Genomic DNA, 25,047 nt, shown 5'->3' on the forward strand with positions numbered 1-25,047 from the left:
AAATTCAGGGGGATATCCACAGTACAAATTATTGTCAATCAAATTAGAAGTTTCTAATTATTTCATCTTTTTATAAACAGTGATTAAATATGAAAACTACCTCAACTAAGTAAAGAGAACATTATATATTGATATTTAATTTTCTTGAAATTCCTTTCAAAATATTTAATGACAACTTCATCTTTTCATTTTTAAAATAGTATTTTGCATAGATGAATATTTTCTCGTATCATATCGCAAAGCTTAGCTATTTTCAAGCTTTTAAATTGATGTTTTTTCCTTTGAAAACAAATAAAATAAATGGTTTGAAACATTCCGAAACGATGTCCACAATGAAATTAGGTTCGCCCATTTTTTCGAAAACAAGGATTTTCAATCAAACTATTATTGTATTTGCACAATGGGAAGATGAAAAATCACTCGAAAATTTTCTAAAATCCAATTCATACGGAAAACTTTTGACGAAAGGCTGGCATGTTCGATTAGATTTTTTGAGACAATGGGGAAATATTTCTGGTTTTCAAATTCCGACAAAAAATATCGAGGTAAATATGACAAATGAGCCTGTTGTTGCGGTAACAATTGCGCGAATGAAATACACAGAAATTCCTCGTTTTCTGCGCTGGGGAAGACTAGTCGAGAAATTAGTTCGTGATCACAAAGGCACAACACTTTCTTTGGCTTCTATTCGATATCCCAATATTATTTCGACATTTTCGATCTGGAAATCTCAATTAGAAATGACAAATATGGTAAATGGACATAGCAAAATATCTGATCCAAAAAGACACGCTAACGCAATGAAAGAGCGTAATCGAAAGGATTTTCATTTTGAATTTACAACTCTCCGGTTTAAACCAATTTCTGAACATGGACAATGGAATAATTGCGAATCTTTTCTTCCAAAAAAAGAAAATATTTAGATGAATTTAGCTTTTACAATGCAAAAATTTCAGGATTGGTTTACGCAACAATGGGTGATTCTTTGGGGAAGAAAAATTAATCCTACAGATTATCCGTGGTTGATTGCTCCTTTCGGAGAATTGAACGGAATTGGCGAAGAGTTTATTTATCAATTAGCAAAAAATGAAAATTTAATTGTCACTCGAAATTCAACTTCAAAAGGATTATTAAGATCTATTCATGAATTGAATTTCACTGATAATCAACTTGAAATTCTACCAAAAAAAGTGATCGATTTTTATGAATCTACAGCAAATTATGATTTAGAATTCAATGTAAAATGGAATCCTTATTTTTCATTTTTTGGTTATTTGGTCAACCGATTATTTAGTCAGCGAATTAATCAATTAAATATTCCGACAAAAAATATCGCGCAATCTGAAGATTTAGTAAGTGAAATTATCACACTAAATCATCCGCAAAACAACGAAATTATTTATACCATTTGGTTGAGAAAATTCAAAACTTCGGGTAAAGTTATTTATTCGGGAATTTACGGGACGTGTACACTTCCTTCTGGCAAAACCTGTATCAAAGCTGTTTTTCCTTTACCAAAAGGCAATGCAACAGTTATTATGAGTCCTAGAGTCAGTCATGAGAATGAATTGATTTTAGATTCGAGCGGAAAACAATTTGGAGATGCTGGTTTCTACTTTTTATTGAATGATGCTAAACACAATTATTGGGCTCAATTTATATCTTCATTTACCGATCAATTAATTGTAAAAGAAAAAGATAATCATTTACAAGCAATTCAAATTCTAAAACTTTGGGGATGTAAAGTTTCACTATTTACATATCGCATTCAGAAGAAAACCAAATAAAACGATTTCTTCACATGACTTTACAAATACTTTTAATTAGCTTTATAAAATGAATCATTCAGAACTATTTTACAAAGTTGATATCGTTGTGATTGGAAGTCGTTCAATTATTAGACGAAATCTCAAAAGCTACCGATGCAACATAGGTAAAAAGAAGATCACTCGATTTTAGAGATAACAAATTCACCGAAGAATTAGGGCAAGAAGCCGTAGCAATTGTAGATAAACGTGTGAGAGAAGGCTTGCCCATTCAATGGGTGCAAATAGAGCTGGTGCAGCAATTGCAAGAGAAATAATTGCTTATTTAGGTGTGTAACTTTAACATTTATTTAATCAATGCATTTAGTATTAAATATTTACACGTAAAAACCTTACTAACAAATGGATAATTTATTTGATTAAAGTCTATTAAAAATTAAATTTTTTCATTATAAATAATCAATAATTTTATGAGTTCTATGATTTTAATTAGTGGAATTCACAATCCTAGCGATTATATTTGTAAAAATTTAAAATTAGTAATGACAGCAGTAATCATTATCTTTGTTATACATTGGTATGCTTCTTTATTTTTCCAAACTTTTTTTCATCACCGATATGCATCACATGCAATGTTTACGATGTCAAGAGCTTGGGAAAAAATATTTCACGTTTTAGCGTGGATTTTTCAAGGTTCATCTTATCTAAGTCCCTATACATACGGGGTTATGCACAGACATCACCACGCGTATGCAGACACAGAAAAGGATCCACATTCGCCACAATATGATCCAAATTTCTTTGCGATGATGTGGAGAACTCGTATTGTTTACAACGAAATTGACCACGATAAAACACAAGTTTTAGAAAAATTCAAAAAAGGTGTTCCTTCTTGGCGTTCTTGGGATAGATTTGCTGGAAATAATGCTGTACGTTTAGCTTGGGTAATCATTTACATATTAATTTATGTTGCTGTTGACGCTCCACTTTGGACGTATTTTGTATTCATTCCGATGCAAGTTTTGATGAGCCCACTACATGGTGTAATCATCAACTGGTTTTCACACAAATTAGGTTACCGTAATTACGATGTTGGAGATACTTCGACAAACTTGATGCCGATTGACTGGTTAATGTGGGGAGAATGTTTACATAACAATCACCATAAATTTGGCGGACGTCCTAATTTCGCAGTTAAGAAATGGGAATTCGATCCAATGTATCCATGCATTTGGGCAATGAATAAAATGAATATCATTCAGTTCAAAAAAGGTAAATTAGACACCGATTATATGTAAAATAAAAGCGATTCAATAAATTGAATCGCTTTTTTTATTTCTTTTGATAAACGATACTTTCTATATATTTCTTGAAAAAGAATTTGTGTTCGACGATTTTAAAATTGGGTAGAAAACTTTGATACATTTTAGGCAATTGAGAAATATCCAAACCAATAACAATTCTAAAAAAGCTCAACATCACATTCGTCACACTTTTTTGCCAACCTTTCTGATTTTGTACAAAATCAACATAAAACCACAAACCTCCTACTTTCAAATACGAATTTAATTGACTAAATAATTCTTCTGCTTTGGATTGATTAAAATGATCAAACAAAAAAGTAGTCATCACCACATCATATTTTTTATCCGTTTCGAAATCAAAAATATCCGCAACAATAAAATTTATATTTAAATTCGACGTTTTTTCTATTTTCGCTAAATCAATCATTTTCGAAGAAAAATCAACATAATCTATATCCAATTTTAGATTTAACTTTTCTATTTCAGCGATAAATTTTCCCGCTCCTCCTCCAACCCACAAGATTTTATCATTCTTTTTCAAATATTTTAAAATCACAAAATGAGCTTGATGTTGACGATTTAAAAAAATCAACTGGCTCAACGAATGATAATATGGCGCAATAAAATTGTAATTCATTATTCGAATAAAATTACGCTTAAAATTCCACAAATTGCTTTCAACAAAATCATTCCATCAATCGCAATTAAATAATATAAAATGGCTTTTGGACGATTGAGTTTAAAGGCGAAAATAGCTAAAAAAACAATCGGAATTAACATAAACAATATGCGGTGAAGTGGTAATCCATAACATATTCCGAAGATTACAAAACTCAAAAATCCTAGAAATATTAAGGGTAAAATAATGCGGTTTAACGTAAAATGATAACCATATTTTACAACAAAGGTTTTTAAATTTCGGTTGCTATCATCTTCATAATCTTTCAAATCAAACAAAATCGCATTCACAACGCAATACATAAAGGTTTGAGAAAATAGAAAATAGAATTTTGCATCAATGACATAATGCGTTTCATTCTTCAACATCAAAAATAAAACAGGTAAAAAAACGGTTGTAATCGCCCAAGTCCAGCCAATTAAAAATGGTTTTAACAACATCGTTTTACGTAATGAAATTCCTAATTTTAAATCATAATAACCAAAGGATAAAACTGTCGTAAAAAATAAAACAGCCAACCATTTCCAAGTTAATATTTCGTAATTCGGTAAACAATTTATCGCTAAAATAATTCCAGAAACTAAAGCGATTACGGCTAAAATAGCGGTATAAATACAAACAGATTTACGATGAGTAATGTAAAACTGAGTTCTTGGATTACTTGATGATTTTAAAGATTTTGGAATTCTGTAGGCATACAAATAAAACAATACGGTAATGGTGCTAATAAAAGCGTAATACGCAATTGAATTAAACGGTAAACCAATTTTGATATTCGTCTCTATATTGAGCACGATAGAAAGTAGAATTAAAAAAAAATTGGAAAAAAAAATGTTTACGATAAATCGACTAATCACTTTTTTTTCCATTTTCTTAACCTCTTAAATTTTGAAAAATTCTAGAATGACATTTTTATACGTTTCACCAATCGGAATTTCTTCGTCTTTCAAATATAAGACTTTATTTTGAATTGATTTCACTTTTTTTATCGAAACGATATAAGATCGATGAACTCGGACAAAAAGTTGATCGGGCAGTTTTTCTAAGATAGATTTCATCGATATTCGAGCAGTAATTCGTTTTCCGTTTGCGAGATGAATTTTTACATAATCGTCCAAACCTTCAATAAAATCGATATCATCGTACGCAATTTTATTCAGTTTATAATCAGCTCGAATTGTCAAAAACTCTTTGTCTTCATTCAGTTTTTTATCCACCAAAATCAGCACCGCTTTATTCACTGCTTCTTCAAATCTATCGTAATCTATCGGTTTCAACAAATAATCTATCGCCGCAACATTAAAACCATCAACCGCATATTCTGCAAAAGCCGTAGTAAAAATAACAGGAATTTTCTTTTCTAAATTTTTGTAAAATTCCATTCCATTCGTACGCGAAATCTGAATATCCAAAAACATCAAATCGATTGGAAATTGATTGATATATTTCTGTGCATCTTTCAAATTTGAGAATGTTTTCACTAACTCGACATGTTCATTTCTCGAACAATAATTTTCGATTACCATTAATGCTAAAGGCTCGTCATCTATCGCAATTACTTTAATCATTCAAGAAAATTTTTAGTTCAACAATAAATTTAGATAAATCATTATGAATAGCTAATTTATAATGATTTGTATAAAAATAATCTAATCTCTTTTTCGTATTTTTCAAACCAATTTCACTTTTTTCAGTTTCAAGATTTACCTCTTCCGAAATGGTATTTTCTACGTTCAAAAATAGTGTTTGTTGCTCAATTTTTATCGAAATAATAACGGGTTGCGAATCTTCATCAATTACGCCATATTTGAATGCATTTTCGATAAAATTAATTAAAATTAATGGTGAAATTCTTAAATCCGCAGGATTTCCTTCAACCTCAAAAATAACAGATTCTTTGTGCGTTAATCTCAATTTTTGCAACTCAATATAATTCTTGATATAATCTAAATCTTGTTGCAACGGCACAAAATCTTTGGAAGAATCCGAAACCACAAATCGCATCATTTTGGATAATTTCATCACCGCATCCGAAGCAGAATCAGATTTTTGAAGCGTTAAAGCATAAATATTATTCAACGTATTGAACAAAAAATGAGGATTAATTTGTGCTCTCAAATAAGCAATTTCAGACAAATGTTTCTCATTTTTCATTTCCTGAAAACGTTTATTTTGACGTATAAAAAGCGAAACAATCGCCATCATCGAAAACATAATAATTTTCGGACTCCACATCATAAAATCGCGAGGCGGTTTTCGAGGCTCAAAACGATTAAAAGGCGGAGCTTTTGGTGGAACTTTGTTAAAATGAAACGCAAATTCTGGAACTTTATACACTACAAAAAAGAAAATGATGAGAATAATGATGTAGAAAAAATAACGTTTCTGAAAATATAATTTTGGAATTAACACAAAATAATTCACCAAAAAGAACACTAACAACAAGATATTTTCGAAAAGCATTCGCTTGAAAAAACCTGTTTTGAAAATAGATTGATCGCTCGAAAAATTTGGCGCAGCAATAAATGGAATCAACAGAAAAATAATTGAAACTATGCTGAAAATAACGATTTCTCTCTTAGTAATTTTTACTTTATTCATCTTCTAATTCAATTGAAACAATAGAAAAATGTTGTCTATTTGGAATCATCAATGTTTTGATATTAGTTTTTAATTCTTCATCCGAAGAAATTAAATAATGATTGTTCACTTCTCCAAAATAGAAATATTGTTTGGTATAAAACGTAAGCGCAACCTTGTGATTTATGTGATTTTGATTAGATGAATTTATAATATCCAACTCGAAATCTACAAAATTAAGGTGGATTTTGTTCAAATTATCTGTGATTTGATACAAATTTCCTTCCAATTGTTCGATATACGGAATAGTCGCCATTCCTACCAAATAATGCAATTGCTCTGCTTTTTTATTTTGGCGCAACAATTCTCGAAAAGTTTCTACTTTATGCGTTTCTTGTTGAAAAAGTTGCTCTTGCAAATAATACTCTTTGTACGTCGCATGAAAAACATATTTCTCCCAAATTGACGTTGTCGAAGCATCAATCACTAAACGATAAGCAAACTGAACTTTTTTAATTGTTTTCATCTTTTGGTTTTCTATCAAAAGGAGGCATTCCATCTGGAGGTGGAGGCATTCCTGGCCCTCCGCCCATCGGCTCTTTTGCTTTCTCTATATTTTCTGTAGAAATTACAATATCTGCCTCAATTGTATATCCTTTTTCTAAACTTCCGCTCACTTTTGCCAATTGATTTCCGTCTGTATCATCTGTAAAAACATTGTCATTCTCATTGTACGTTTAGCCATTCAAACCTTTTGTATAACCATATTCTTTGGCTGAATTTACAATTTCTACAACAGAATTTTCACCTTCTGGAAAAGCGATTTGAGTCACTTTTAATGATTTTCCTTTCTGATCGTAAATATGAACATGGATATGCGTTGCGCGACTTTCGTACCAACCTGGGAAAATAGAATTAAATTCAACATTTCCATTTTCATCGGTTACTTGTCTACCTCTCAAAAATTTATACGATTTATAATCGGTTGGTTGCATTCGTATTCCGCCATATTGCGAATAATTTCCATCTTTATCACAATGCCAAATATCAACAATCGCGTCTATTAAAGGTTGACAGCTTTCATCAACATTGGTTACATTAATTTTGATTGTCGCCTCTACTCCTGTTCGATCGCCTTTTATATTTTTTGATAAAAAATCTTCTGGCTTTTTTGTAGGAAATGGACCTTCTGTTTCAGAGGCCCATACTTCACAATCATTTACAACAGTAGAATCTTTGCAACTCATCAACACTTTTGGAACAATTAAACTTGCTCCTAATAATCCTAAACTATTTTTTATAAAATCTTTTCTTTCCATTTTGTTAAGTATTTTTAACATTAGTAATCAATTACCATTAACAAAGAATTTTCGCTCAACGATTCAAATTCAACATTCTCATCAGATCTTATTTGTAATAAATCTCTTGATTCTATTAAACGATTGTGAACTTCAAAAATACCTGTCAAAGAAATGATTAACCAACTTCTTTCGTTTCTTTTGAATGGTAATTCAGATTCTTTTCTCAAGTCAAATTTTCCTAAAAAAACATTAAACAAATCATGTCGGATTATTTTCTCTAAACGATTCTCTCTATCCAAATCAATTGGAACAATCATTTTAGCAATTTGCTGTTTTTCTTTTACGATGAATAACGCATAGAAATAAGAAAAATCGTGGCTCAAATCGCCTTCTATTTCTATTATAGTTCCTTTTTCTAAGTAATAAACAAATGATTGATTGACTTCAATTTTCCAATTAAAACCATTCATATTCAAGCGAATATTATTCAATAAAGGCATTAAAATAATATAACCACTTTCTTTAATTACTTTTTGATAAGTACCCATTTCGCTTAACGCAACATCATCAATAAAAGCAAAATCCAAAATCGGATTTGTATCATTTAAAGCATTTATCCTAATAAATTTATTTTCAAATAAATTTCGATTCTCAGCCTTGCACAACTTTATCATGTCCTCATATAATCTTCTAAACAAAAGTATATATCGATATTTTGTTATCTAAATTTAAGAGGTTAACCTAAGATTTTTGTAGGTTAATTGAAATATGAATGGTTTTTATTTATCTTTAACATTAGAATTATATTTGATCAAACACAACAAAAATGATAAACAAAAAAGTAAACAGCATCGAAGAAGCGCTACAAGGCGTAGAAAGCGGAATGACGCTTGCTGTTGGAGGCTTTGGACTTTCTGGAATTCCTGAAAACTTGATTCAAGGATTGGTAGACAAAAAAATCAATAACCTTACGTGTATTAGTAACAATGCAGGTGTAGACGATTTTGGTTTAGGATTATTATTACAAGGACGACAAATCAAAAAAATGATTTCTTCTTATGTTGGAGAAAATGCAGAATTTGAACGTCAAATGCTTTCAGGTGAATTAGAGGTTGAATTGATTCCGCAAGGAACTTTAGCTACTCGCTTAATGGCTGCTGGTTATGGAATGCCTGCAATTTTTACGCCTGCTGGAGTTGGAACTGAAGTCGCTGAAGGAAAAGAAATCAGAAAATTTACCTTTCACGGAATCGAAAAAGAATATTTGTTAGAATATGCTTTCGAGCCTGATTTTGCAATTGTAAAAGCGTGGAAAGGTGATACAGCGGGGAATTTAGTTTTCCGTGGTGCAACAGCAAATTTCAATCATCCAGCTGCTATGTGTGGAAAAATTACGATTGCCGAAGTGGAAGAATTGGTAGAAATTGGAGAATTAGATCCAAATCAAATTCATACGCCTGGCGTTTATGTCAATCGAATTATTCAAGGTGCGAAATACGAGAAACGTATCGAAAATAGAACTGTTCAACCTAAATCATAAAAGAAAATGTTAGATAAAAATGGTATTGCAAAACGTATTGCAAAAGAAGTACAAGACGGATTTTATGTGAATTTAGGTATCGGAATTCCAACGTTGGTTGCTAATTATATTCCCGAAAATGTAAATGTTGTTTTACAATCAGAAAATGGATTATTAGGAATGGGACCTTTCCCTATCGATGGTGAAGAAGATCCTGATTTTATCAATGCGGGTAAACAAACGATTACAACTTTACCAGGTTCAGCTTTCTTTGATTCGACGATGAGTTTCGGAATGATTCGCGCACGAAAAATCAATTTAACAATTCTTGGCGCAATGGAAGTTTCGGAGAATGGAGACATTGCCAACTGGAAAATTCCTGGAAAAATGGTAAAAGGAATGGGCGGTGCAATGGATTTAGTAGCTTCGGCTGATAATATTATTGTAGCCATGCAACATGTGAACAAAGCAGGAGAATCTAAACTTCTAAAAGAATGTACACTTCCTTTAACAGGAATAAAATGTGTCAAAAAAATTGTTACTGAATTAGCTGTTTTAGAAGTTTTACCAGAAGGTGGTTTCAAATTATTAGAGCGAGCACCAGGAATTTCTGTGGAAGACATCAAAAATGCAACTGAAGGAAAATTAATTATTGAAGGAGAAATTCCCGAAATGATTTTATAAAAAATAAAGATTCGAAAGGAAAGTTAAAAAGCTTTCCTTTTTTTATGCTCGATTTGTTTAACTTTATTCAAATTAATACTTAAAAATCGATGCAAACAAAATTAGTAATCGCTCTACTTTCACTCAATTCTCTTGCTTTTGCGCAGCAACAGAATTTAGTAAAATATGTCAATCCCATGATTGGAACAGAAAAAATGGGACATACTTTCCCTGGCGCAACTGTTCCTTTTGGCGCTGTTCAATTAAGCCCAGAAACAGATTCTATTCCTTATGCTATCAACCACAAATACAATCCAAAAGTTTATGATTATTGTGCGGGTTATCGTTTTGAAGATAAAACAATAACTGGATTTAGTCATACACATTTTAATGGAACAGGACATTCTGATTTGGGTGATTTCTTAATTATGCCAACCGTTGGAAAATTAAAATTAAATCCCGGAACTGCTCAAAATCCTGATAGCGGTTATCGTTCTCGATTTTCGCATCAAAACGAAACTGCCGAAACTGGATATTACAAAGTCAAATTGGATGATTATAATATTTGGGCAGAAATGACCGCTTCTACTCGAGTTGGTTTTCATCAATATACATTTCCAAAATCGATTGATTCGCATATTATTTTGGATTTGAATGCTGGAATTTATAATTATGATGACAAAAATACATGGACGTATGTTCGCGTGGTGAATGACACATTGATTACGGGTTATAGACAAACACGAGGTTGGGCAAGAAATAGAACGGTTTATTTTGCGATGACTTTTTCAAAACCATTTAAAAATTATGGACAGAAAAATGAAGACGGACAAGTTGATTACAAAGGTTTTTGGCGTAAATGGAACGAAACTCAGAATTTTCCATTAATCGAAGGAAAAAAGATCAAAATGTATTTCGATTTTGATACAGAAAAAGATGAAAAAGTAAAAATCAAATTTGCGATTTCTCCAGTCAGTCAAACCAATGCGTTAGAAAATCTGACAACAGAAATTCCACATTGGAATTTTGAACAAGTGCGTAACGAAGCAAAAGAAAATTGGAACAAGGAATTGAATCGAATTCAGATTAAAGCTTCAGAAAATGATAAAATAAATTTCTATACAGCGATGTATCATACCTTCATCAATCCGACAACTTATATGGATGTGAATGGGCAGTACAAAGGTTTGGATCAAGAAATTCATCAAGCCAAAGATTTTACAAATTACACCACTTTTTCACTTTGGGATACCTATCGTGCACTGCATCCGTTGTTCAATATCATTCAACCAAAACGCAACAATGACATGGTAAAATCGATGATGAAACATTATGAGCAAAATCCAATAAAAATGTTGCCAATTTGGTCGCATTATGCCAACGAAAACTGGTGTATGAGCGGCTATCATTCTGTTACAGTTGTTGCAGATGCGATTGTAAAAGGTGTTTATAACGAAGATGCAAATGCTGCTTTGGACGCGTGTATTGTTACGGCAAATAAACGTGATTATGAAGGAATTGGCGATTATATCGACAAAGGTTATATTCCAGCTGAGAAAAATGGTACATCAATTTCGAATACGTTAGAATATGCTTTCGATGATTGGTCGATTGCGCAAGCTGCAAAAAAATTGAATCGAATGGATGTATATGAAACATTTATGAAGCGTTCTGAGAATTGGAAAAATAATTATGATGTTTCGATTGGATTTATGCGTCCTCGATTAGCGGATGGAAGTTTCAAGAAAGAATTTGATCCATTGAATACACATGGACAAGGTTTTATTGAAGGAAATTCGTGGAATTTTAGCTTTTTTGTTCCTCAAAATCCAAATGGATTAATTGAAGCAATGGGTGGAAAAAAGAAGTTTGGAGCAAAATTGGACAAATTATTTACGATGCATTTGCCTGACGAATATTTTGCGGAAACAGAAGACATTACGCGTGAAGGAATAATTGGAGGTTATGTTCATGGAAATGAGCCGGCACACCACGTTGCGTATTTGTATAATTGGGCGGGACAAGCGTGGAAAACACAAGAAAAAATCAGAATGATTTTGGATATGCAATACAAGCCAACGCCTGATGGTTTGGGTGGAAATGATGATACTGGACAAATGAGTGCATGGTATATTTTTAGTGCTTTAGGTTTTTATCCTGTTCAGCAAGGATCGACAGATTACGCAATTGGGAGTCCTTTGGTAGATCATGCTATATTGAATTTAGAGAATGGAAAACAATTTGAAATTGAAGTGAAAAATCAATCGAAGAAGAATGTTTACATCCATAAAATAGAGTTGAACGGAAAGAGTTTTTCATCTTTTAATTTGAATCATTTTGATATTGTTAATGGCGGAAAAATCATTTTTTATATGAGTGACAAACCTAAAAAATAAACGTTAAATATTTTATAATTAAATAAATAAGTTTGACTACTTGAGGAATAATGATTAATTTAAATCAAATTTAAAACCAAGAAAAATGGCTAAAAAGGCAAAAAAAGAAGAAAATCATTTACAAGTTTTAGTGGATAAATTAAAAGATCCAAAACATAAACAATTAGTTCAAACGAATCGTTTAAAGAAAAAACGTCGCAATAACGCAAAAAATTAAGCATAAAAAAACCTCCAAAATTTGGAGGTTTTTGTTTTTTAATATTTTATAAAATCCCCATCAACTCTACTTCAAAGATCATGGTAGAATATGGTCCTAATTCTTTTGAAATTTCGCGATCTTTATAACCAATTTCTGGTTTTACAACAAATCTAAATTTACTTCCAACTGGCATTAATTGTACTCCTTCCGCCCATCCTTTTATTACATTTTCCAAAGGAAAAGCGGCTGGCTTCTTACGTTGAACCGAACTATCAAAAACTTCACCTTTGATATTTGTTCCATGATAATGACACAAAACTGTATCGGATAAAGTTGGCTTCACTCCTTCGCCCAATGTGATTATTTCGTACAATAATCCGCTTTCAGTTTCGGTTACACCTTCTTTCAATTTATATTCTTCTCGAAAAGCTAAACCTTCAGTTTTATTCTTTTCAATCAATTCTTGTTTGCGTTTTAGTAATAATTCAGCTACTCCCATACCACAAATTTAAAAGGAATATTTTTAATTATAGCATATTAATCATTTCTACAAATTAGTTTACTTTTAATGAAATTATACAACTAAATGAAAAAGATAATATTTTCGTTACTTTTTACTATTATTTCAATTGTAATTTTCGGGCAGAATATCGTAAAAGAAATACCATTTCGATTAACAAAATACAACAATATTTTAGTACCAGTTATTATCAATCAAAAAGATACGGTGCAATTGATGTTACATACAGGCTCTGATTATATTACAATTATTGAAGATTCGTATAAAAAAATGAAATCTATTTCGATTTCTGATACCTTAAACAATGTGACATCTTGGGCTGGATATTCGGATATGAAAATGAGTCAAAGCAATGTGATTAAATTTGGTAATGAAGAGTTCAGCAAAATTCCAATTTTTATTGACAAACAATCTGGACATGAGAGTGATGGAAAAATTGGTTTGAAATTTTTTGAAGGAAAATATTTAGAAATCAATTTTGATGAGAATAAATTATATGTTTATGATAAAGCTCCTACCAAACTAAAAAAGTATACAAAATTAAATTCGAGATATTCTCAAGAAACACTGTATATAAAAGCTTTTCCATTTATTGACAAAAAACCGATTGAAACAGAGTTTATGATTCACACAAGTTTTTCTGGAGCATTGATGATTTCGGATGATTTTGCCAAAGAAAATAAATTATTAGAAAAATTTGAAATTATTGGAGAATCAAAACTAAATGATGCTGCTGGTAATGTAATACTTTCCAAAAAATCAATTTTACCTAATTTCGAATTGGCAAATCAAACATTCAAAAATGTACCAATGTCATTTTTTGATAGTACAATAAAAATTCAACACAAAAATATTATGGGTGGCGATTTGATTAAACGTTTCAATCTAATTCTCAATCCAGAAAAAGATATTTTATATGTAAAGAAAAGTAAATATTATAAAGACGAGTATTTTAAATTATAAAAAAAATCCACTTCATTTTGAAGTGGATTTTTTTATAAACTATATTGTATTCTTATTTTGCTTTGAATTTGTTAATCGCGTTAATCGTAAATTCTGATAAAACTAATTCACCCGAAATTTTTGCACGCTCGATTAATAACTCATCCCAATTTTCTGTTCCTTCCCAAGAAACACGTTTCAAATGTTTCATTGCTTCTGGATTTGAATTAGCTAATTTTTTAGCTAAAATATCGATGCCTTCATCCATTTCAACTGAATTTGCATAAACTTCTGCATACAAACCTTTTTCTTTAGCCCATTCAGCCGACTGAAATTCAGTTGCATTAATCGCCATTTGTGTAAAAGCAGAATTTCCAACTTTACGTTCTACAGCAGGTCCAACTACAAACGGTCCGATACCTACTGCTAATTCTGATAACTTTACAGATGCAAATTCTGTTGCAAAAGTATAATCTGCTGCCGAAGCAATTCCAACTCCACCTCCGACTGCTTTACCTTGAATACGTGCTAAAACAAATTTTGGTGCTTTGCGAATTGCGTTGATAACATGTGCAAATCCTGAGAAAAATTCTAGACCAGTTTCACGATCTTTGATTGAAATTAATTCGTCAAAAGATGCACCAGCACAGAATGTTCTATCTCCAGCACTTTTTAAAACAATAACTTTTACTTCGTCATCGTTTCCTAATTTTTCAATTTCTGTTGCTAAATTTCTTAATTGAGAACCTGGCATTGAATTACTTTGCGGGTGAAAGAATTCAATTGTACCAATTCCATTTTGTATATCTGATTTTACGTATGCTTCCATATCTAATTTGATAATTTTTTTAAATGTGGTAATGAGCAAATTTAACTAATAAATTATTCATTATATGTTTAATTGTTTGAATCAAAACAATTAATAATTTGAGATGCTTCGACATGCTCAGCATGACAAATATTTCACGTAATTTTTCAATTTGAAAATGATTCTAAATCATCTTCTCATTAACAAATTACCACATTCTCACATTATATTAATCTTGATTTAATTTTTTAACCATTGTTAAAATTGTTGCAATACCAACTGTTTCTCCCGTTTCGTCGTAAATATCAACCAACCAACGAACAATTCCTTTTGCCACATCGTTTTCATCTTTTTTCTCTTGATCGATTTTTTCTTTACACGTAAAACGCACTCCAATTGTAGAACCTGGATATACAGGCTTCACAAAACGACATTCATCTAAACCATAGTTTAATAAAACTGGACCTTTTTTCGCTAAAACAAATAAACCTGCCGCTTTAGACAATAAATAGTATCCGTGAGCAACATTACGCTCAAAAATAGTTCCTTCTAAAGAAGTTGCGTCAACATGTGCATAGAAATTATCCCCAGATAAAGCTGCAAATGCATTAATATCTGATTGTTGAATCGTATGTTTTGCTGTGATTAATGTATCACCAACTTTAACTTCTTCGAAATGCTTCGCGAATGGATGTTTATCTTCTTCGATATAATTTGCTCCATATTGGTATTGTTGAGTAACAGCTGTTAGTTTATTTGGAGAACCCTGGATTGCTGTACGTTGCATATAGTGTAATACACCACGCTTACCTCCCATTTCTTCTCCTCCACCTGCACGACCTGGACCTCCGTGTACTAATAATGGAAGTGGTGATCCGTGACCTGTAGACTCTTTGATACATTCTGCATCCAAAATAACGATACGTCCGTGTAAAGAACCTGCATTCAATACAAATTCTGTTGCGATATCATTATCCGCAGTAACAATCGAACAAACTAACGATCCTTTCCCCATACGAACTAACTCAATTGCTTCAGCAGTTCCGTTGTAAGGAATAATTGTAGAAACTGGTCCAAAAGCTTCGATGTTGTGAACATCAGTTTTATTGAATGGATCGTTGTTTAAAAATAAAATTGGAGAAATGAAAGAACCTTTGTTTTTATCAGCACCTTTCACTTCGAAATTATCTAAGTTTCCAAAAATAATTTCTTGCGATTTAGCTAATTCTTCTACTTTCTCACGAACTTCTTTAACTTGCGCTGCTCCCGCCAAAGCTCCCATACGAACACCTTCCACATTTGGGTCTCCAATTGTAGTCGTTGCCAAACGTTGTCCTAAAGCAATTTGTACATCCTCAACCAAATGAGCTGGAACCAACGCACGACGAACCGCTGTACATTTTTGTCCTGCTTTAGTTGTCATTTCACGTGTAACCTCTTTAATAAAAATATCAAATTCTAGTGAGCCAACTTGTACATCTTCTCCTAAAACACAAGCGTTTAAAGAATCTGCTTCTAAGTTGAATGGAACACCTTCTGAAGTAATTCTTGGATGTGCTTTTAACATTTGTCCTGTCCAAGCAGAACCTGTAAATGTTACAACATCTTCTGACTCTACATTATCTAAAATTCCGTTTGCTGAACCTGTGATTAATTGTAAAGCACCGTCAGGTAAAATTCCAGATTCAATGATTGCACGAACAACAGTTTCCGTTAAGAAAGAAGTAATTGTCGCAGGTTTTACAATAGCTGGAACTCCAGCCAATAAATTAACCGCAACTTTTTCTAACATTCCCCAAACTGGGAAATTGAATGCATTAATATGAATTGCAACACCTCGTTTTGGTGTTAAAATATGTGTACCTAAGAATGTTCCGTTTTTAGAGATTTTATGCGTTTCTCCTTCAACATAAAATGGTTGATCTCCGAATTGACGTCGTAAAGATGCATTGGCAAATAAGTTTCCAATTCCTCCTTCAATATCAACCCAAGAATCTGCACGAGTCGCACCTGTTGCCCAAGAAACCGTGTAAAATTCTTCTTTACGATCCATTAAGTATAAGGCTAATTTTTTCAACATTAAACCTCTTTCTTGGAACGTCATTTTACGTAAAACTGGTCCACCAACTGTACGTGCATAATCCATCATCGCACCGAAATCTAATCCAGCTGATGATGCAGTTCCTATTTCTTCGCCATTGATGGCGTTATATAACATTTGCCCTTCAGACGAACCTTTTGTCCATTGTCCTAAAGCATAATTTTCTAATTGTTTAGCCATTTTTATGTTGTTTGTGTATTTTTTTAGTTATAAGTCGTAAGTATTAAGTTATAAGTTTTTGTCATTCTGAGTTCATCTCAGAATCTCATTAAATTTAAGTGTGATACTGAAACAAGTTCAGTATGACATTTTACATAATACTTTTTACATTTTACTTACTTTCATTCCACGTTTTATAATTCGAAGCCATTGACTCGTAATAATAATCTGGAACTTCTGTTAATGGTTCACAAGGTTTTAAACTATCATGACAATCACTTGGTAATTGCATATATTGTTGAGTACCTTGATCTTTCCATTCGATCATTTGATCCGAAACTTGTTTTACGATTTTTGCAGGATTTCCAACCACAACACTTCTTGTCGGAATATGTGTATCAGCCTTTACAAAAGCTAAAGCACCAACAATACATTCGTCTTCTACCACAACATTATCCATAACAACTGCATTCATCCCAACCATACAATTACGACCAATTGTTGCGCCGTGAATAATTGCGCCGTGACCGATATGCGCTTTTTCTTTTAAATGAACTGTTGTTCCTGGAAACATATGAATCGTACAATTTTCTTGTACATTGCAATTATCTTCGATAATAATTTGTCCCCAATCACCACGTAACGCACAACCTGGACCAATGTAAACATCTTTCCCAATAATCACATTTCCTGTCACCACAGCTTGCGGATGAATAAATGCTGTTGGATGAACAACGGGTTTATATCCTTTGAATTCGTAAATCATTTTTCTAATATAGTTTTTCGTTTGACGAAATTCGAACTTAGTATTACTCGAAAAACTAACTTCGAATTTCGAATAACTATTTTATGCTCTTTCAATAATTACAGCGTAACCTTGTCCTAAACCGATACACATTGTAACCAATGCATAACGTTTTCCTGTAGCTTGTAATTCGTAAGCCGCAGAATTTAAGATACGCGCTCCTGACATTCCAAGTGGATGTCCTAAAGCGATAGCTCCACCATTTGGATTGATACGAGAATCGTTATCTACTAAACCTAATGCACGCGTACATGCTAAAGATTGCGCTGCAAAAGCTTCATTTAATTCAATTACATCAATATCATTCATTGTTAAACCAGCTTTTTCTAATGCAATTTTAGTTGCATTCACTGGTCCAATTCCCATAATGCGAGGCTCAACACCTGCAACACCAGAAGAAACAATACGTGCCATTGGTGTTAAACCAAAATCTTTAATCGCTTGTTCAGAAGCTAAAATATTCGCTGCCGCACCATCATTAAGCCCAGAAGCATTACCCGCAGTTACCGTTCCATCTGCTTTGAAAGCTGGGCGTAACTTTGATAAAATCTCCATTGTTGTATTATTCTTTGGGAATTCATCTATATCAAAAATAATAGCATCACCTTTACGTTGTGGAATAACAACAGGAACAATCTCTTTCGCTAAACGTCCATTCGCTTGCGCAGCAGCCGTTTTTTGTTGAGACCAAACCGCAAATAAATCTTGATCATCACGCGAAATATTATCACGCTCTGCTAAATTTTCAGCTGTATTACCCATTCCATCAACTCCCCACATTTCTTTCATTTTTGGGTTAATAAAACGCCAACCAAAAGTTGAGTCATAAATTTGTGCATCACCACCAAATGGAGAAGCCGATTTAGAAATTACTAAAGGTGCACGTGTCATCGATTCTGCTCCACCAGAAATCATTAATTGTGCATCACCAACCTGAATTGCTCTCGATGCTGCAATTGCAGCTGATAAGCCAGAAGCACATAAACGATTCACTGTTTCACCTGGAACTGTGTAAGGTAATCCAGATAATAAAGCCGACATACGAGCTATATTACGGTTATCCTCTCCTGCTTGATTTGCATTCCCTAAAATTACATCGTAGAATGCAGCAGGATCAATTGATGGATTTCTTTTTAATAATTCGGCGATTACCATTGCCCCCATATCATCTGGACGAACAGCAGATAATCCACCTTTTAATTTACCAATTGGAGTTCTAACTCCATCTATAATATATGTTTGGTTCATTGTTTTAAAGCTTTATGCCTAAAACTTTATGCTTTAGGCAATTTATAAAATTTATTCTTCAATTAAAGGTTTACCTGTTCTAAAGCAAGTTCCTTTAAATAAAGCAATTAATTCGTTGTTTTGATTTGTAACTTTGATATCGTAAATACCTGTTTTTTTCGTTGTCGAAACTTCTTGAGATTCAATGGTAAAAACATCTCCATTGCGTCCAGCTTTCGTAAATGAAATATGAACATCTAAAGCAACTGAGATATTATTGTACATATTGCACGAAAAAGCAAATGCAGAATCTGCCATCGCAAACGTAACGCCTCCGTGAACAGACCCCACTCCGTTCATCATTTCTGGACGAATTGCTGCTTGTAATTTTGCATATCCTTCTCTTACTTCAATTACTTCTAAACCTAACCATTCACTAAATTTATCGTGGTCAAGCATTGAATTTAATAACTTTTGTGATTCCATGTTTTGATATTTTTTAGTAGAATGTTTTGTTCTCTTTGACGAAATTTCTAATAATTGGACTTAAACGGTAACGGTCTTCGTGGTAATAATTGTACAATTCATCTAAATCGTTTTGTACATTTTCAAGACCATATTCATCCGCCCATTTCAATAGTCCTTTAGGGTAATTAACCCCTTTTGTCATCGCTGTATCTAAATCCTCACGGTTTGCAATGTTTAAAAATAAAGCATCAGCTGCTTCATTGATTAACATCACTAAAACGCGTTTGTAGATTTTTTCTAATAATGCTTGATCTTGAGATGGTGCTTTTTTCTCCACTCCTTCTGCATAATTGTAAAATCCACGACCAGATTTACGACCGTAAAATCCAGCTTCGAATAAACGTTTTTGAGAAAAAGATGGTTTAAATCTTGGATCATAAAAGAATGATTCGAAAACCGATTCGGTTACACGATAATTCACATCATGACCAATAAAATCCATTAATTCGAAGGGTCCCATACGGAAACCTCCAACAGAAGTCATCGCAAAGTCTATTGTTTCTGCATCTGCAACTCCTTCTTCTAATAAACGAATTGATTCGCTGTAGAATGGACGAGCCACACGATTTACTATAAATCCAGGAGTATCTTTTGTGATGACTGGTAATTTACCAACAGATTGAATCAATGCTTTTACTTCGTCTGCTAATCCTTCGCGTGTTTGTACGGCTGGAATAATTTCTACCAAAGCCATTAATGGTGCAGGGTTGAAAAAGTGGATTCCAATTACACGTTCTGGTTTAGAACAAGCAGATGCAATTGATGCGATTGATAATGAAGAAGTGTTTGACGCTAAAATACATTCGTCAGAAACGATTTCTTCCACTTGTTTGAAAACTGATTTTTTAATATCTAAGTTTTCAATAATTGCTTCAATCATCAAATCGATGGATGCAAAAGCACTTAAACTATCTGCATATTCGATATTGTTTTGAATTTCTTGTGCTTTTTCAGCAGTATATTTTTCTTTCGCCACTAACTTCTCGAAAGTCTTCGCTAAGTTTTGTTTTGAACGATCTAAAGCTTCTTTATTTGTGTCATATAAAACAACTGGATGACCATATTGAGCAAAAACTTGCGCAATTCCAGACCCCATTGCTCCACCACCAATAATTCCTATTTTTTTCATTTCTTACTCGCCTTTAAAAACAGGATTTCTTTTCTCGATAAATGCGTCTACACCTTCTTGATAATCTGATGTATTCCCTGATTTAGCTTGAAATAATCCTTCTTGAATTAATTGTTCTTCGATTGAATTATTAAATGTTTGATTCAATAATTTCTTTGTATAAGCCAAACCTTTTGTTGGAAGATTGGCTAATTTATCAGCAATCTTTGCAACTTCAGCATCGAAAATATCGTCAGCAAAAAACTCATAAATCATTCCGATTTCTTTTGCTTGAGCCGCCGAAACTTTATCTGCAAGCATCATTAAAGCAGTTGCTTTTTGAAGTCCAATTAAACGAGGTAAGAAATAAGTTCCTCCACAATCTGGGATTAAACCAATTTTAGAAAAAGCTTGAATGAAATTTGTCGATTCTTTCGCAACAACAATGTCACAAGCCAAAGCTAAATTTGCTCCCGCACCGGCAGCAACACCGTTTACAGCAGCAACAACTGGTTTGTCCATGTTTCTAATTTTAAGAACCAATGGATTGTAATTTTCTTGAACGATTTTATTGAAGTCGATTTCTTTTTCTTCTAAAACTTCTCCTAAATCTTGACCAGCGCAGAATGCTTTTCCCGTTCCAGTTAAAACCACTGCACGAACAGAAACATCTTGAGCTGCAACATCCAAGTGATGTTGAAGAGATTTAATCATTTCCTGATTAAAACTGTTAAAAACAGAAGGACGATTCAACGTAATCGTAGCAATTCCTCCCTCTTGTGTGTATAGGATTGATGTTGAATTTTCCATAATTTTTTAATGATGACATTTGAAATAATCAAATGGTTCGTGGCAACTATTGCATTGATACATAGCTTTACAGGCCGTAGAACCAAATTGACTGATAAGTCTGGTATCTGTAGAGCCACATTGTGGACATTCTACATTTTGTTCGTCTGAAAAGAGCTCATCGCTCGAAGGATTTTTAGTTGGAGGCGCAATTCCATAAGCCTTCATTTTTTGCTTTCCTTCTTCTGTCATCCAATCAGTTGACCACGAAGGGCTCAACTGATTAATGACATTGATATTTTTGAATCCTTTTTCGATTAATTTTAAACGAACAGAAATTGAAATTGCACTCATAGCAGGACATCCCGAATACGTAGGCGTAATTGTAACGTTGACACTTTCTTGGTCAATTAATTCAATTTTACGCACAACACCAAGATCAATTACACTAATCACAGGAATTTCTGGATCAGCGACTTCCTCCATGTATTGCCAAATTTCTTTTTCGGTTACCATTGCGAATCTGGATAAGTTCTTTGTAAATATTGTAAATCTGTTAAGATAAATCCTAAATGCTCTGTATGAACACCTTCTTTACCTCCTTTTTGTACAAAAGCATTTTCTACATCAGCTTCGATTGTCGCTTCGTCTAAAATTACTTTTACATTTGTTAACCAAGTCGCTTGGAATTCTTCTGGACTTGAAATTAATCCTTCTTCAACTAAAGCTTTTTGGTAAGGCGCTAATAAAAACGCTTCTTTTACATAAGGTAAAATATTATTTACAGCTTCCTGAATTTTATCGTGAGATTCTTGTGTTCCATCCCCTAAACGAATCATCCATTCTGATGACCATTTTAAGTGATATTTTACTTCTTTTAATGATTTTTCAGCGATAGCTTGTAATTTAAGATCTTTTACTTTCAAGAATTGTTCTAGCAATAACGCGTGGTAAGAATCATAAAAGAATTGACGTGCAACTGTATCACCGAAATGTCCGTTTGGTAACTCAACTAACAATAAGTTTTTGTATTCACGCTCTTCGCGTAACATTGCTAACGTATCTTCTGTTGCTCCATTTCCGATCATTTCAGCCGCATAGTCATAATAATTAGATGTTTGACCTAATAAATCTAACGCCATATTAGACATTGCGATGTCTTGTTCTAAAATTGGACCATGACCACACCATTCGCATAAACGTTGTGCCAAAATTAGATTTGTATCTGCTAAATGTAAGATAAAATCGATGTAATTTTGATTGTTTTGATAAACTGTACTTGTCATAAATTACATGTTTTTAATTTCTTCTGGTACATCATAAAAAGTTGGATGACGGTAAACTTTGTCTTCTGCAGGATCAAAAAATTGTTCTGCTTCATCAGGATTAGAAGCATGAATATTAGCAGATTCTACCACCCAAATACTTACACCTTCTAAACGACGCGTATATACATCACGTGCATTTTCTAGTGCCATTGTAGCATCAGCAGCATGTAAGCTCCCAACGTGTTTGTGGTCTAACCCTTGTTTACTTCTAATGAATACTTCCCATAAAGGCCAATCTCTATTTTCCATCTTTTTATGCGTTTTTGCGTTGTTCTTTTTCTAATTCTCTTTGTTTTCTTTTTTCGTGGTAAGCTGTTGCAGCATCACGAACCCAAGCTCCTTCGTTGTGAGCATTACGGCGAGCATCCAAACGTTGTTTGTTACATTTACCGTTTCCTTTCACAACATTCCAGAATTCTTCCCAATCAATTTCTCCGAATTCGTAGTGACCTGTTTCTTCATTGAATTTTAGATCTGGATCTGGAATAGTTAATCCTAAATATTCGGCTTGAGGAATAGAAATATCCACGAAACGTTGACGTAATTCGTCATTCGAAAAACGTTTGATTCTCCATTTCATTGATAATTCTGAGTTTGATGATTCTTCATCTTTTGGTCCAAACATCATTAATGTAGGCCACCACCAACGATTCATTGCATCTTGCAACATCGCTTTTTGTTCTGGTGTTCCTTTTGATAATACCACTAATGCTTCGTAACCTTGTCTTTGGTGGAAAGATTCTTCTTTACAAACACGTACCATTGCGCGAGCATAAGGTCCGTAAGATGTACGACATAATGGAACTTGATTCAGAATCGCAGCTCCATCTACCAACCAACCAATCATTCCGATATCTGCCCAAGTAAGGGTTGGATAATTGAAGATTGATGAATATTTAGCTTTACCTGAATGTAAATCATTTAATGTTTGAATACGGGAAACACCTAATGTTTCAGCAGCACAATATAAGTATAATCCGTGACCAGCTTCGTCTTGAACTTTCGCTAATAAGATTTTCTTTCTATTTAATGAAGGCGCTCTTGTAATCCAGTTTGCTTCTGGTAACATCCCAACAATTTCTGAGTGAGCATGTTGAGAGATTTGTCTGATTAATGTTTTACGGTATGCGTCTGGCATCCAGTCTTTTGGTTCGATACGAACTTCATTTTCAATCTTATTATCGAAGATTTCTTGAAAATCAATTTCTTTTGCACTCATTTCTAAACGTTTTTAAAGTTGATTATTTGGCATCAAAATCTACCACGACTTCTGCAGAACGAGGGTGCGCTTGACACGCTAATACAAATCCTCTTTCTAATTCATCTGGCTCAAGTGAGTAGTTGATGTCCATTTCTACCTCACCCTTCTCTACTTTACACTTACAAGTTGCGCAAACACCACCTTTACAAGCATAAGGTAAATCAGCTCCGTTTTGTAAAGCCGCATCTAAGATTGTGTCGCCATTGTAACCCAAATCAATCTGTAAAGCTGTTGCATCTAATTTAATGGTAACTTTACTCATTGTATCGTTTGATTGTTTTACAGCTTTTTGACGCTCTACCTTTTTCGCTTCTGCAGATGCACTATAGAATAATTCGAAATGTAAATGTTTTACATCAACTCCTGCTTCTACAAAAGCGTCACGACCGCTTAAAATCATTTCTTCTGGTCCACAAAGGAAAACTTCGCTTACTTCTTTTGGATCGATGATATTTTGCAAGAAATATTCAATTTTTGATTTATCAATACGACCACTCAAAATCTCAGCATCAGCCGTTTCACGACTCAAGATATTGTAAACGCTAATGCGTTCCATGTATCTATTTTTTAATGCTTCGATTTCTTCTTTAAAAATAATCGAACTTTTGTTTCTGTTTCCATATAACAGCACAAATTGACTGTTAGGTTCTGTTTGTAGAACTGTTTTGATAATCGAAAGTACTGGTGTAATTCCAGATCCCGCCACAATTCCTACATATAACTTTTTGTTGTCTTCGTGTACTTCTGTAAAGAAATTTCCTTGTGGAGTCATTACATCAAGAACATCGCCAACTTTGATTGTATCGTTAACAAATGTCGAGAAAATTCCATCCTCAATTTTCTTTACAGCAACTCTTAATTCATTATCCAAAGGACTTGAACAAATTGAGTAAGAACGTCTAATTTCTTCGTTATTGTGAAAATTCTTAAACGTTAAATATTGACCATGTTTGAATTTGAATTCTTGGTTTAATTCTTCTGGCACTTCAAATGTAACGGATACACAATCTGGTGTTTCCTTTTTTACATTTTTAACGCGTAATTGGTGAAAATTTATAGCCATA

29 protein-coding genes are annotated in these 25,047 nt (G+C 33.0%); 8 read left to right on the plus strand and 21 right to left on the minus strand.

Annotated elements, in window-relative coordinates:
* Window positions 1-281 precede the first annotated feature (281 nt).
* The 3 genes from B3578_RS07170 to B3578_RS07180 all read left to right on the plus strand — a co-directional run bounded on the left by B3578_RS07170 (window position 282) and on the right by B3578_RS07180 (window position 3,064).
* Entirely contained in the window at window positions 282-923 is a 642-nt protein-coding gene (locus tag B3578_RS07170) for a hypothetical protein (protein ID WP_312068475.1), read from the plus strand.
* The gene (locus tag B3578_RS07175) at window positions 924-1,787 is read left to right on the plus strand and encodes a hypothetical protein (protein WP_219035105.1); all 864 of its coding nucleotides are present in this window, start codon (window positions 924-926) and stop codon (window positions 1,785-1,787) included. It begins immediately after the preceding gene.
* Window positions 1,788-2,308: 521 nt separating this feature from the next.
* Window positions 2,309-3,064 carry an acyl-CoA desaturase gene (locus tag B3578_RS07180; protein WP_286496360.1) on the plus strand — a complete coding sequence of 252 codons (756 nt, stop codon included), beginning with the start codon at window positions 2,309-2,311 and terminating at the stop codon, window positions 3,062-3,064.
* A gap of 34 nt (window positions 3,065-3,098) precedes the next feature.
* On the opposite strand, the gene B3578_RS07185 is transcribed toward B3578_RS07180, so the two are convergent.
* The 8 genes from B3578_RS07185 to B3578_RS07220 form a co-directional block, all read right to left on the minus strand.
* Window positions 3,099-3,707: a class I SAM-dependent methyltransferase gene (locus B3578_RS07185; RefSeq protein WP_291047553.1), complete on the minus strand. Its 609-nt coding sequence runs from the start codon at window positions 3,705-3,707 to the stop codon at window positions 3,099-3,101.
* Window positions 3,707-4,543 (minus strand): hypothetical protein, encoded by an 837-nt coding sequence (locus B3578_RS07190; protein WP_291047555.1) that lies wholly within the window; start codon window positions 4,541-4,543, stop codon window positions 3,707-3,709. Before B3578_RS07190 ends, B3578_RS07185 begins: the two co-directional genes overlap by 1 nt.
* An 87-nt stretch (window positions 4,544-4,630) precedes the next feature.
* Complete coding sequence (locus B3578_RS07195) at window positions 4,631-5,317, minus strand: LytR/AlgR family response regulator transcription factor (RefSeq protein WP_291047557.1); 687 nt, start codon at window positions 5,315-5,317, stop codon at window positions 4,631-4,633.
* A complete protein-coding gene (locus tag B3578_RS07200; protein WP_291047559.1) occupies window positions 5,310-6,350 on the minus strand; it encodes a sensor histidine kinase in 1,041 nt (346 codons plus the stop codon). Before B3578_RS07200 ends, B3578_RS07195 begins: the two co-directional genes overlap by 8 nt.
* Window positions 6,343-6,855 (minus strand): hypothetical protein, encoded by a 513-nt coding sequence (locus tag B3578_RS07205; RefSeq protein WP_291047561.1) that lies wholly within the window; start codon window positions 6,853-6,855, stop codon window positions 6,343-6,345. Before B3578_RS07205 ends, B3578_RS07200 begins: the two co-directional genes overlap by 8 nt.
* The gene (locus B3578_RS07210; protein WP_291047563.1) at window positions 6,842-7,006 is read right to left on the minus strand and encodes a hypothetical protein; all 165 of its coding nucleotides are present in this window, start codon (window positions 7,004-7,006) and stop codon (window positions 6,842-6,844) included. The genes B3578_RS07205 and B3578_RS07210 overlap by 14 nt, the downstream gene beginning before the upstream one ends.
* A 60-nt stretch (window positions 7,007-7,066) precedes the next feature.
* A complete protein-coding gene (locus B3578_RS07215; protein WP_291047565.1) occupies window positions 7,067-7,648 on the minus strand; it encodes an intradiol ring-cleavage dioxygenase in 582 nt (193 codons plus the stop codon).
* A 20-nt stretch (window positions 7,649-7,668) separates the two neighbouring features.
* Window positions 7,669-8,304 carry a hypothetical protein gene (locus B3578_RS07220; RefSeq protein WP_291047567.1) on the minus strand — a complete coding sequence of 212 codons (636 nt, stop codon included), beginning with the start codon at window positions 8,302-8,304 and terminating at the stop codon, window positions 7,669-7,671.
* Window positions 8,305-8,456: 152 nt separating this feature from the next.
* Here B3578_RS07220 and B3578_RS07225 point away from each other — a divergent pair, with 152 nt between their 5' ends.
* The 4 genes from B3578_RS07225 to B3578_RS07240 all read left to right on the plus strand — a co-directional run bounded on the left by B3578_RS07225 (window position 8,457) and on the right by B3578_RS07240 (window position 12,425).
* On the plus strand, window positions 8,457-9,170 hold the full coding sequence (locus tag B3578_RS07225; RefSeq protein WP_038331757.1) for a CoA transferase subunit A: 714 nt from the start codon (window positions 8,457-8,459) through the stop codon (window positions 9,168-9,170).
* A gap of 6 nt (window positions 9,171-9,176) precedes the next feature.
* Complete coding sequence (locus B3578_RS07230; RefSeq protein ID WP_219035112.1) at window positions 9,177-9,833, plus strand: 3-oxoacid CoA-transferase subunit B; 657 nt, start codon at window positions 9,177-9,179, stop codon at window positions 9,831-9,833.
* 89 nt (window positions 9,834-9,922) lie between these two features.
* Window positions 9,923-12,208: a GH92 family glycosyl hydrolase gene (locus B3578_RS07235; protein WP_291047571.1), complete on the plus strand. Its 2,286-nt coding sequence runs from the start codon at window positions 9,923-9,925 to the stop codon at window positions 12,206-12,208.
* A gap of 85 nt (window positions 12,209-12,293) precedes the next feature.
* Window positions 12,294-12,425: a hypothetical protein gene (locus B3578_RS07240; protein WP_257468234.1), complete on the plus strand. Its 132-nt coding sequence runs from the start codon at window positions 12,294-12,296 to the stop codon at window positions 12,423-12,425.
* Window positions 12,426-12,471: 46 nt separating this feature from the next.
* On the opposite strand, the gene B3578_RS07245 is transcribed toward B3578_RS07240, so the two are convergent.
* A complete protein-coding gene (locus B3578_RS07245) occupies window positions 12,472-12,906 on the minus strand; it encodes an FKBP-type peptidyl-prolyl cis-trans isomerase (protein ID WP_125350278.1) in 435 nt (144 codons plus the stop codon).
* A gap of 87 nt (window positions 12,907-12,993) precedes the next feature.
* Here B3578_RS07245 and B3578_RS07250 point away from each other — a divergent pair, with 87 nt between their 5' ends.
* A complete protein-coding gene (locus B3578_RS07250; RefSeq protein WP_291047573.1) occupies window positions 12,994-13,890 on the plus strand; it encodes a hypothetical protein in 897 nt (298 codons plus the stop codon).
* A 52-nt stretch (window positions 13,891-13,942) separates the two neighbouring features.
* On the opposite strand, the gene B3578_RS07255 is transcribed toward B3578_RS07250, so the two are convergent.
* The 12 genes from B3578_RS07255 to paaE form a co-directional block, all read right to left on the minus strand.
* Entirely contained in the window at window positions 13,943-14,698 is a 756-nt protein-coding gene (locus B3578_RS07255) for an enoyl-CoA hydratase/isomerase family protein (RefSeq protein WP_219035115.1), read from the minus strand.
* Window positions 14,699-14,906: 208 nt separating this feature from the next.
* Window positions 14,907-16,958, minus strand: a complete 2,052-nt coding sequence (gene paaZ / locus B3578_RS07260; RefSeq protein ID WP_219035116.1) for a phenylacetic acid degradation bifunctional protein PaaZ — start codon at window positions 16,956-16,958, stop codon at window positions 14,907-14,909.
* 151 nt (window positions 16,959-17,109) lie between these two features.
* The gene (locus B3578_RS07265) at window positions 17,110-17,703 is read right to left on the minus strand and encodes a transferase hexapeptide repeat family protein (RefSeq protein ID WP_219035117.1); all 594 of its coding nucleotides are present in this window, start codon (window positions 17,701-17,703) and stop codon (window positions 17,110-17,112) included.
* An 81-nt stretch (window positions 17,704-17,784) separates the two neighbouring features.
* Window positions 17,785-18,990 carry a 3-oxoadipyl-CoA thiolase gene (gene pcaF / locus B3578_RS07270; protein WP_286496259.1) on the minus strand — a complete coding sequence of 402 codons (1,206 nt, stop codon included), beginning with the start codon at window positions 18,988-18,990 and terminating at the stop codon, window positions 17,785-17,787.
* 51 nt (window positions 18,991-19,041) lie between these two features.
* Window positions 19,042-19,455: a hydroxyphenylacetyl-CoA thioesterase PaaI gene (paaI, locus tag B3578_RS07275; protein ID WP_291047578.1), complete on the minus strand. Its 414-nt coding sequence runs from the start codon at window positions 19,453-19,455 to the stop codon at window positions 19,042-19,044.
* A 13-nt stretch (window positions 19,456-19,468) separates the two neighbouring features.
* A complete protein-coding gene (locus B3578_RS07280; RefSeq protein WP_291047580.1) occupies window positions 19,469-20,626 on the minus strand; it encodes a 3-hydroxyacyl-CoA dehydrogenase NAD-binding domain-containing protein in 1,158 nt (385 codons plus the stop codon).
* A gap of 3 nt (window positions 20,627-20,629) precedes the next feature.
* Window positions 20,630-21,415, minus strand: coding sequence for an enoyl-CoA hydratase-related protein (locus B3578_RS07285; protein ID WP_038335712.1), 786 nt, complete (start codon window positions 21,413-21,415; stop codon window positions 20,630-20,632).
* A gap of 6 nt (window positions 21,416-21,421) precedes the next feature.
* Window positions 21,422-21,910 carry a 1,2-phenylacetyl-CoA epoxidase subunit PaaD gene (paaD, locus tag B3578_RS07290; RefSeq protein ID WP_219035122.1) on the minus strand — a complete coding sequence of 163 codons (489 nt, stop codon included), beginning with the start codon at window positions 21,908-21,910 and terminating at the stop codon, window positions 21,422-21,424.
* Window positions 21,904-22,680: a 1,2-phenylacetyl-CoA epoxidase subunit PaaC gene (gene paaC, locus B3578_RS07295; protein ID WP_219035123.1), complete on the minus strand. Its 777-nt coding sequence runs from the start codon at window positions 22,678-22,680 to the stop codon at window positions 21,904-21,906. The genes paaD and paaC overlap by 7 nt, the downstream gene beginning before the upstream one ends.
* Before the next feature lie 3 nt (window positions 22,681-22,683).
* Entirely contained in the window at window positions 22,684-22,971 is a 288-nt protein-coding gene (paaB, locus tag B3578_RS07300; protein ID WP_038335709.1) for a 1,2-phenylacetyl-CoA epoxidase subunit PaaB, read from the minus strand.
* A gap of 4 nt (window positions 22,972-22,975) precedes the next feature.
* Window positions 22,976-23,941, minus strand: a complete 966-nt coding sequence (paaA, locus tag B3578_RS07305) for a 1,2-phenylacetyl-CoA epoxidase subunit PaaA (RefSeq protein ID WP_038335708.1) — start codon at window positions 23,939-23,941, stop codon at window positions 22,976-22,978.
* Window positions 23,942-23,963: 22 nt separating this feature from the next.
* A complete protein-coding gene (paaE, locus tag B3578_RS07310) occupies window positions 23,964-25,046 on the minus strand; it encodes a 1,2-phenylacetyl-CoA epoxidase subunit PaaE (RefSeq protein WP_291047587.1) in 1,083 nt (360 codons plus the stop codon).
* Window position 25,047 lies beyond the last annotated feature (1 nt).

The organism is Empedobacter sp. UBA1574 (assembly GCF_002322895.1).
In the GTDB taxonomy this organism is placed as follows: domain Bacteria; phylum Bacteroidota; class Bacteroidia; order Flavobacteriales; family Weeksellaceae; genus Empedobacter; species Empedobacter falsenii_B.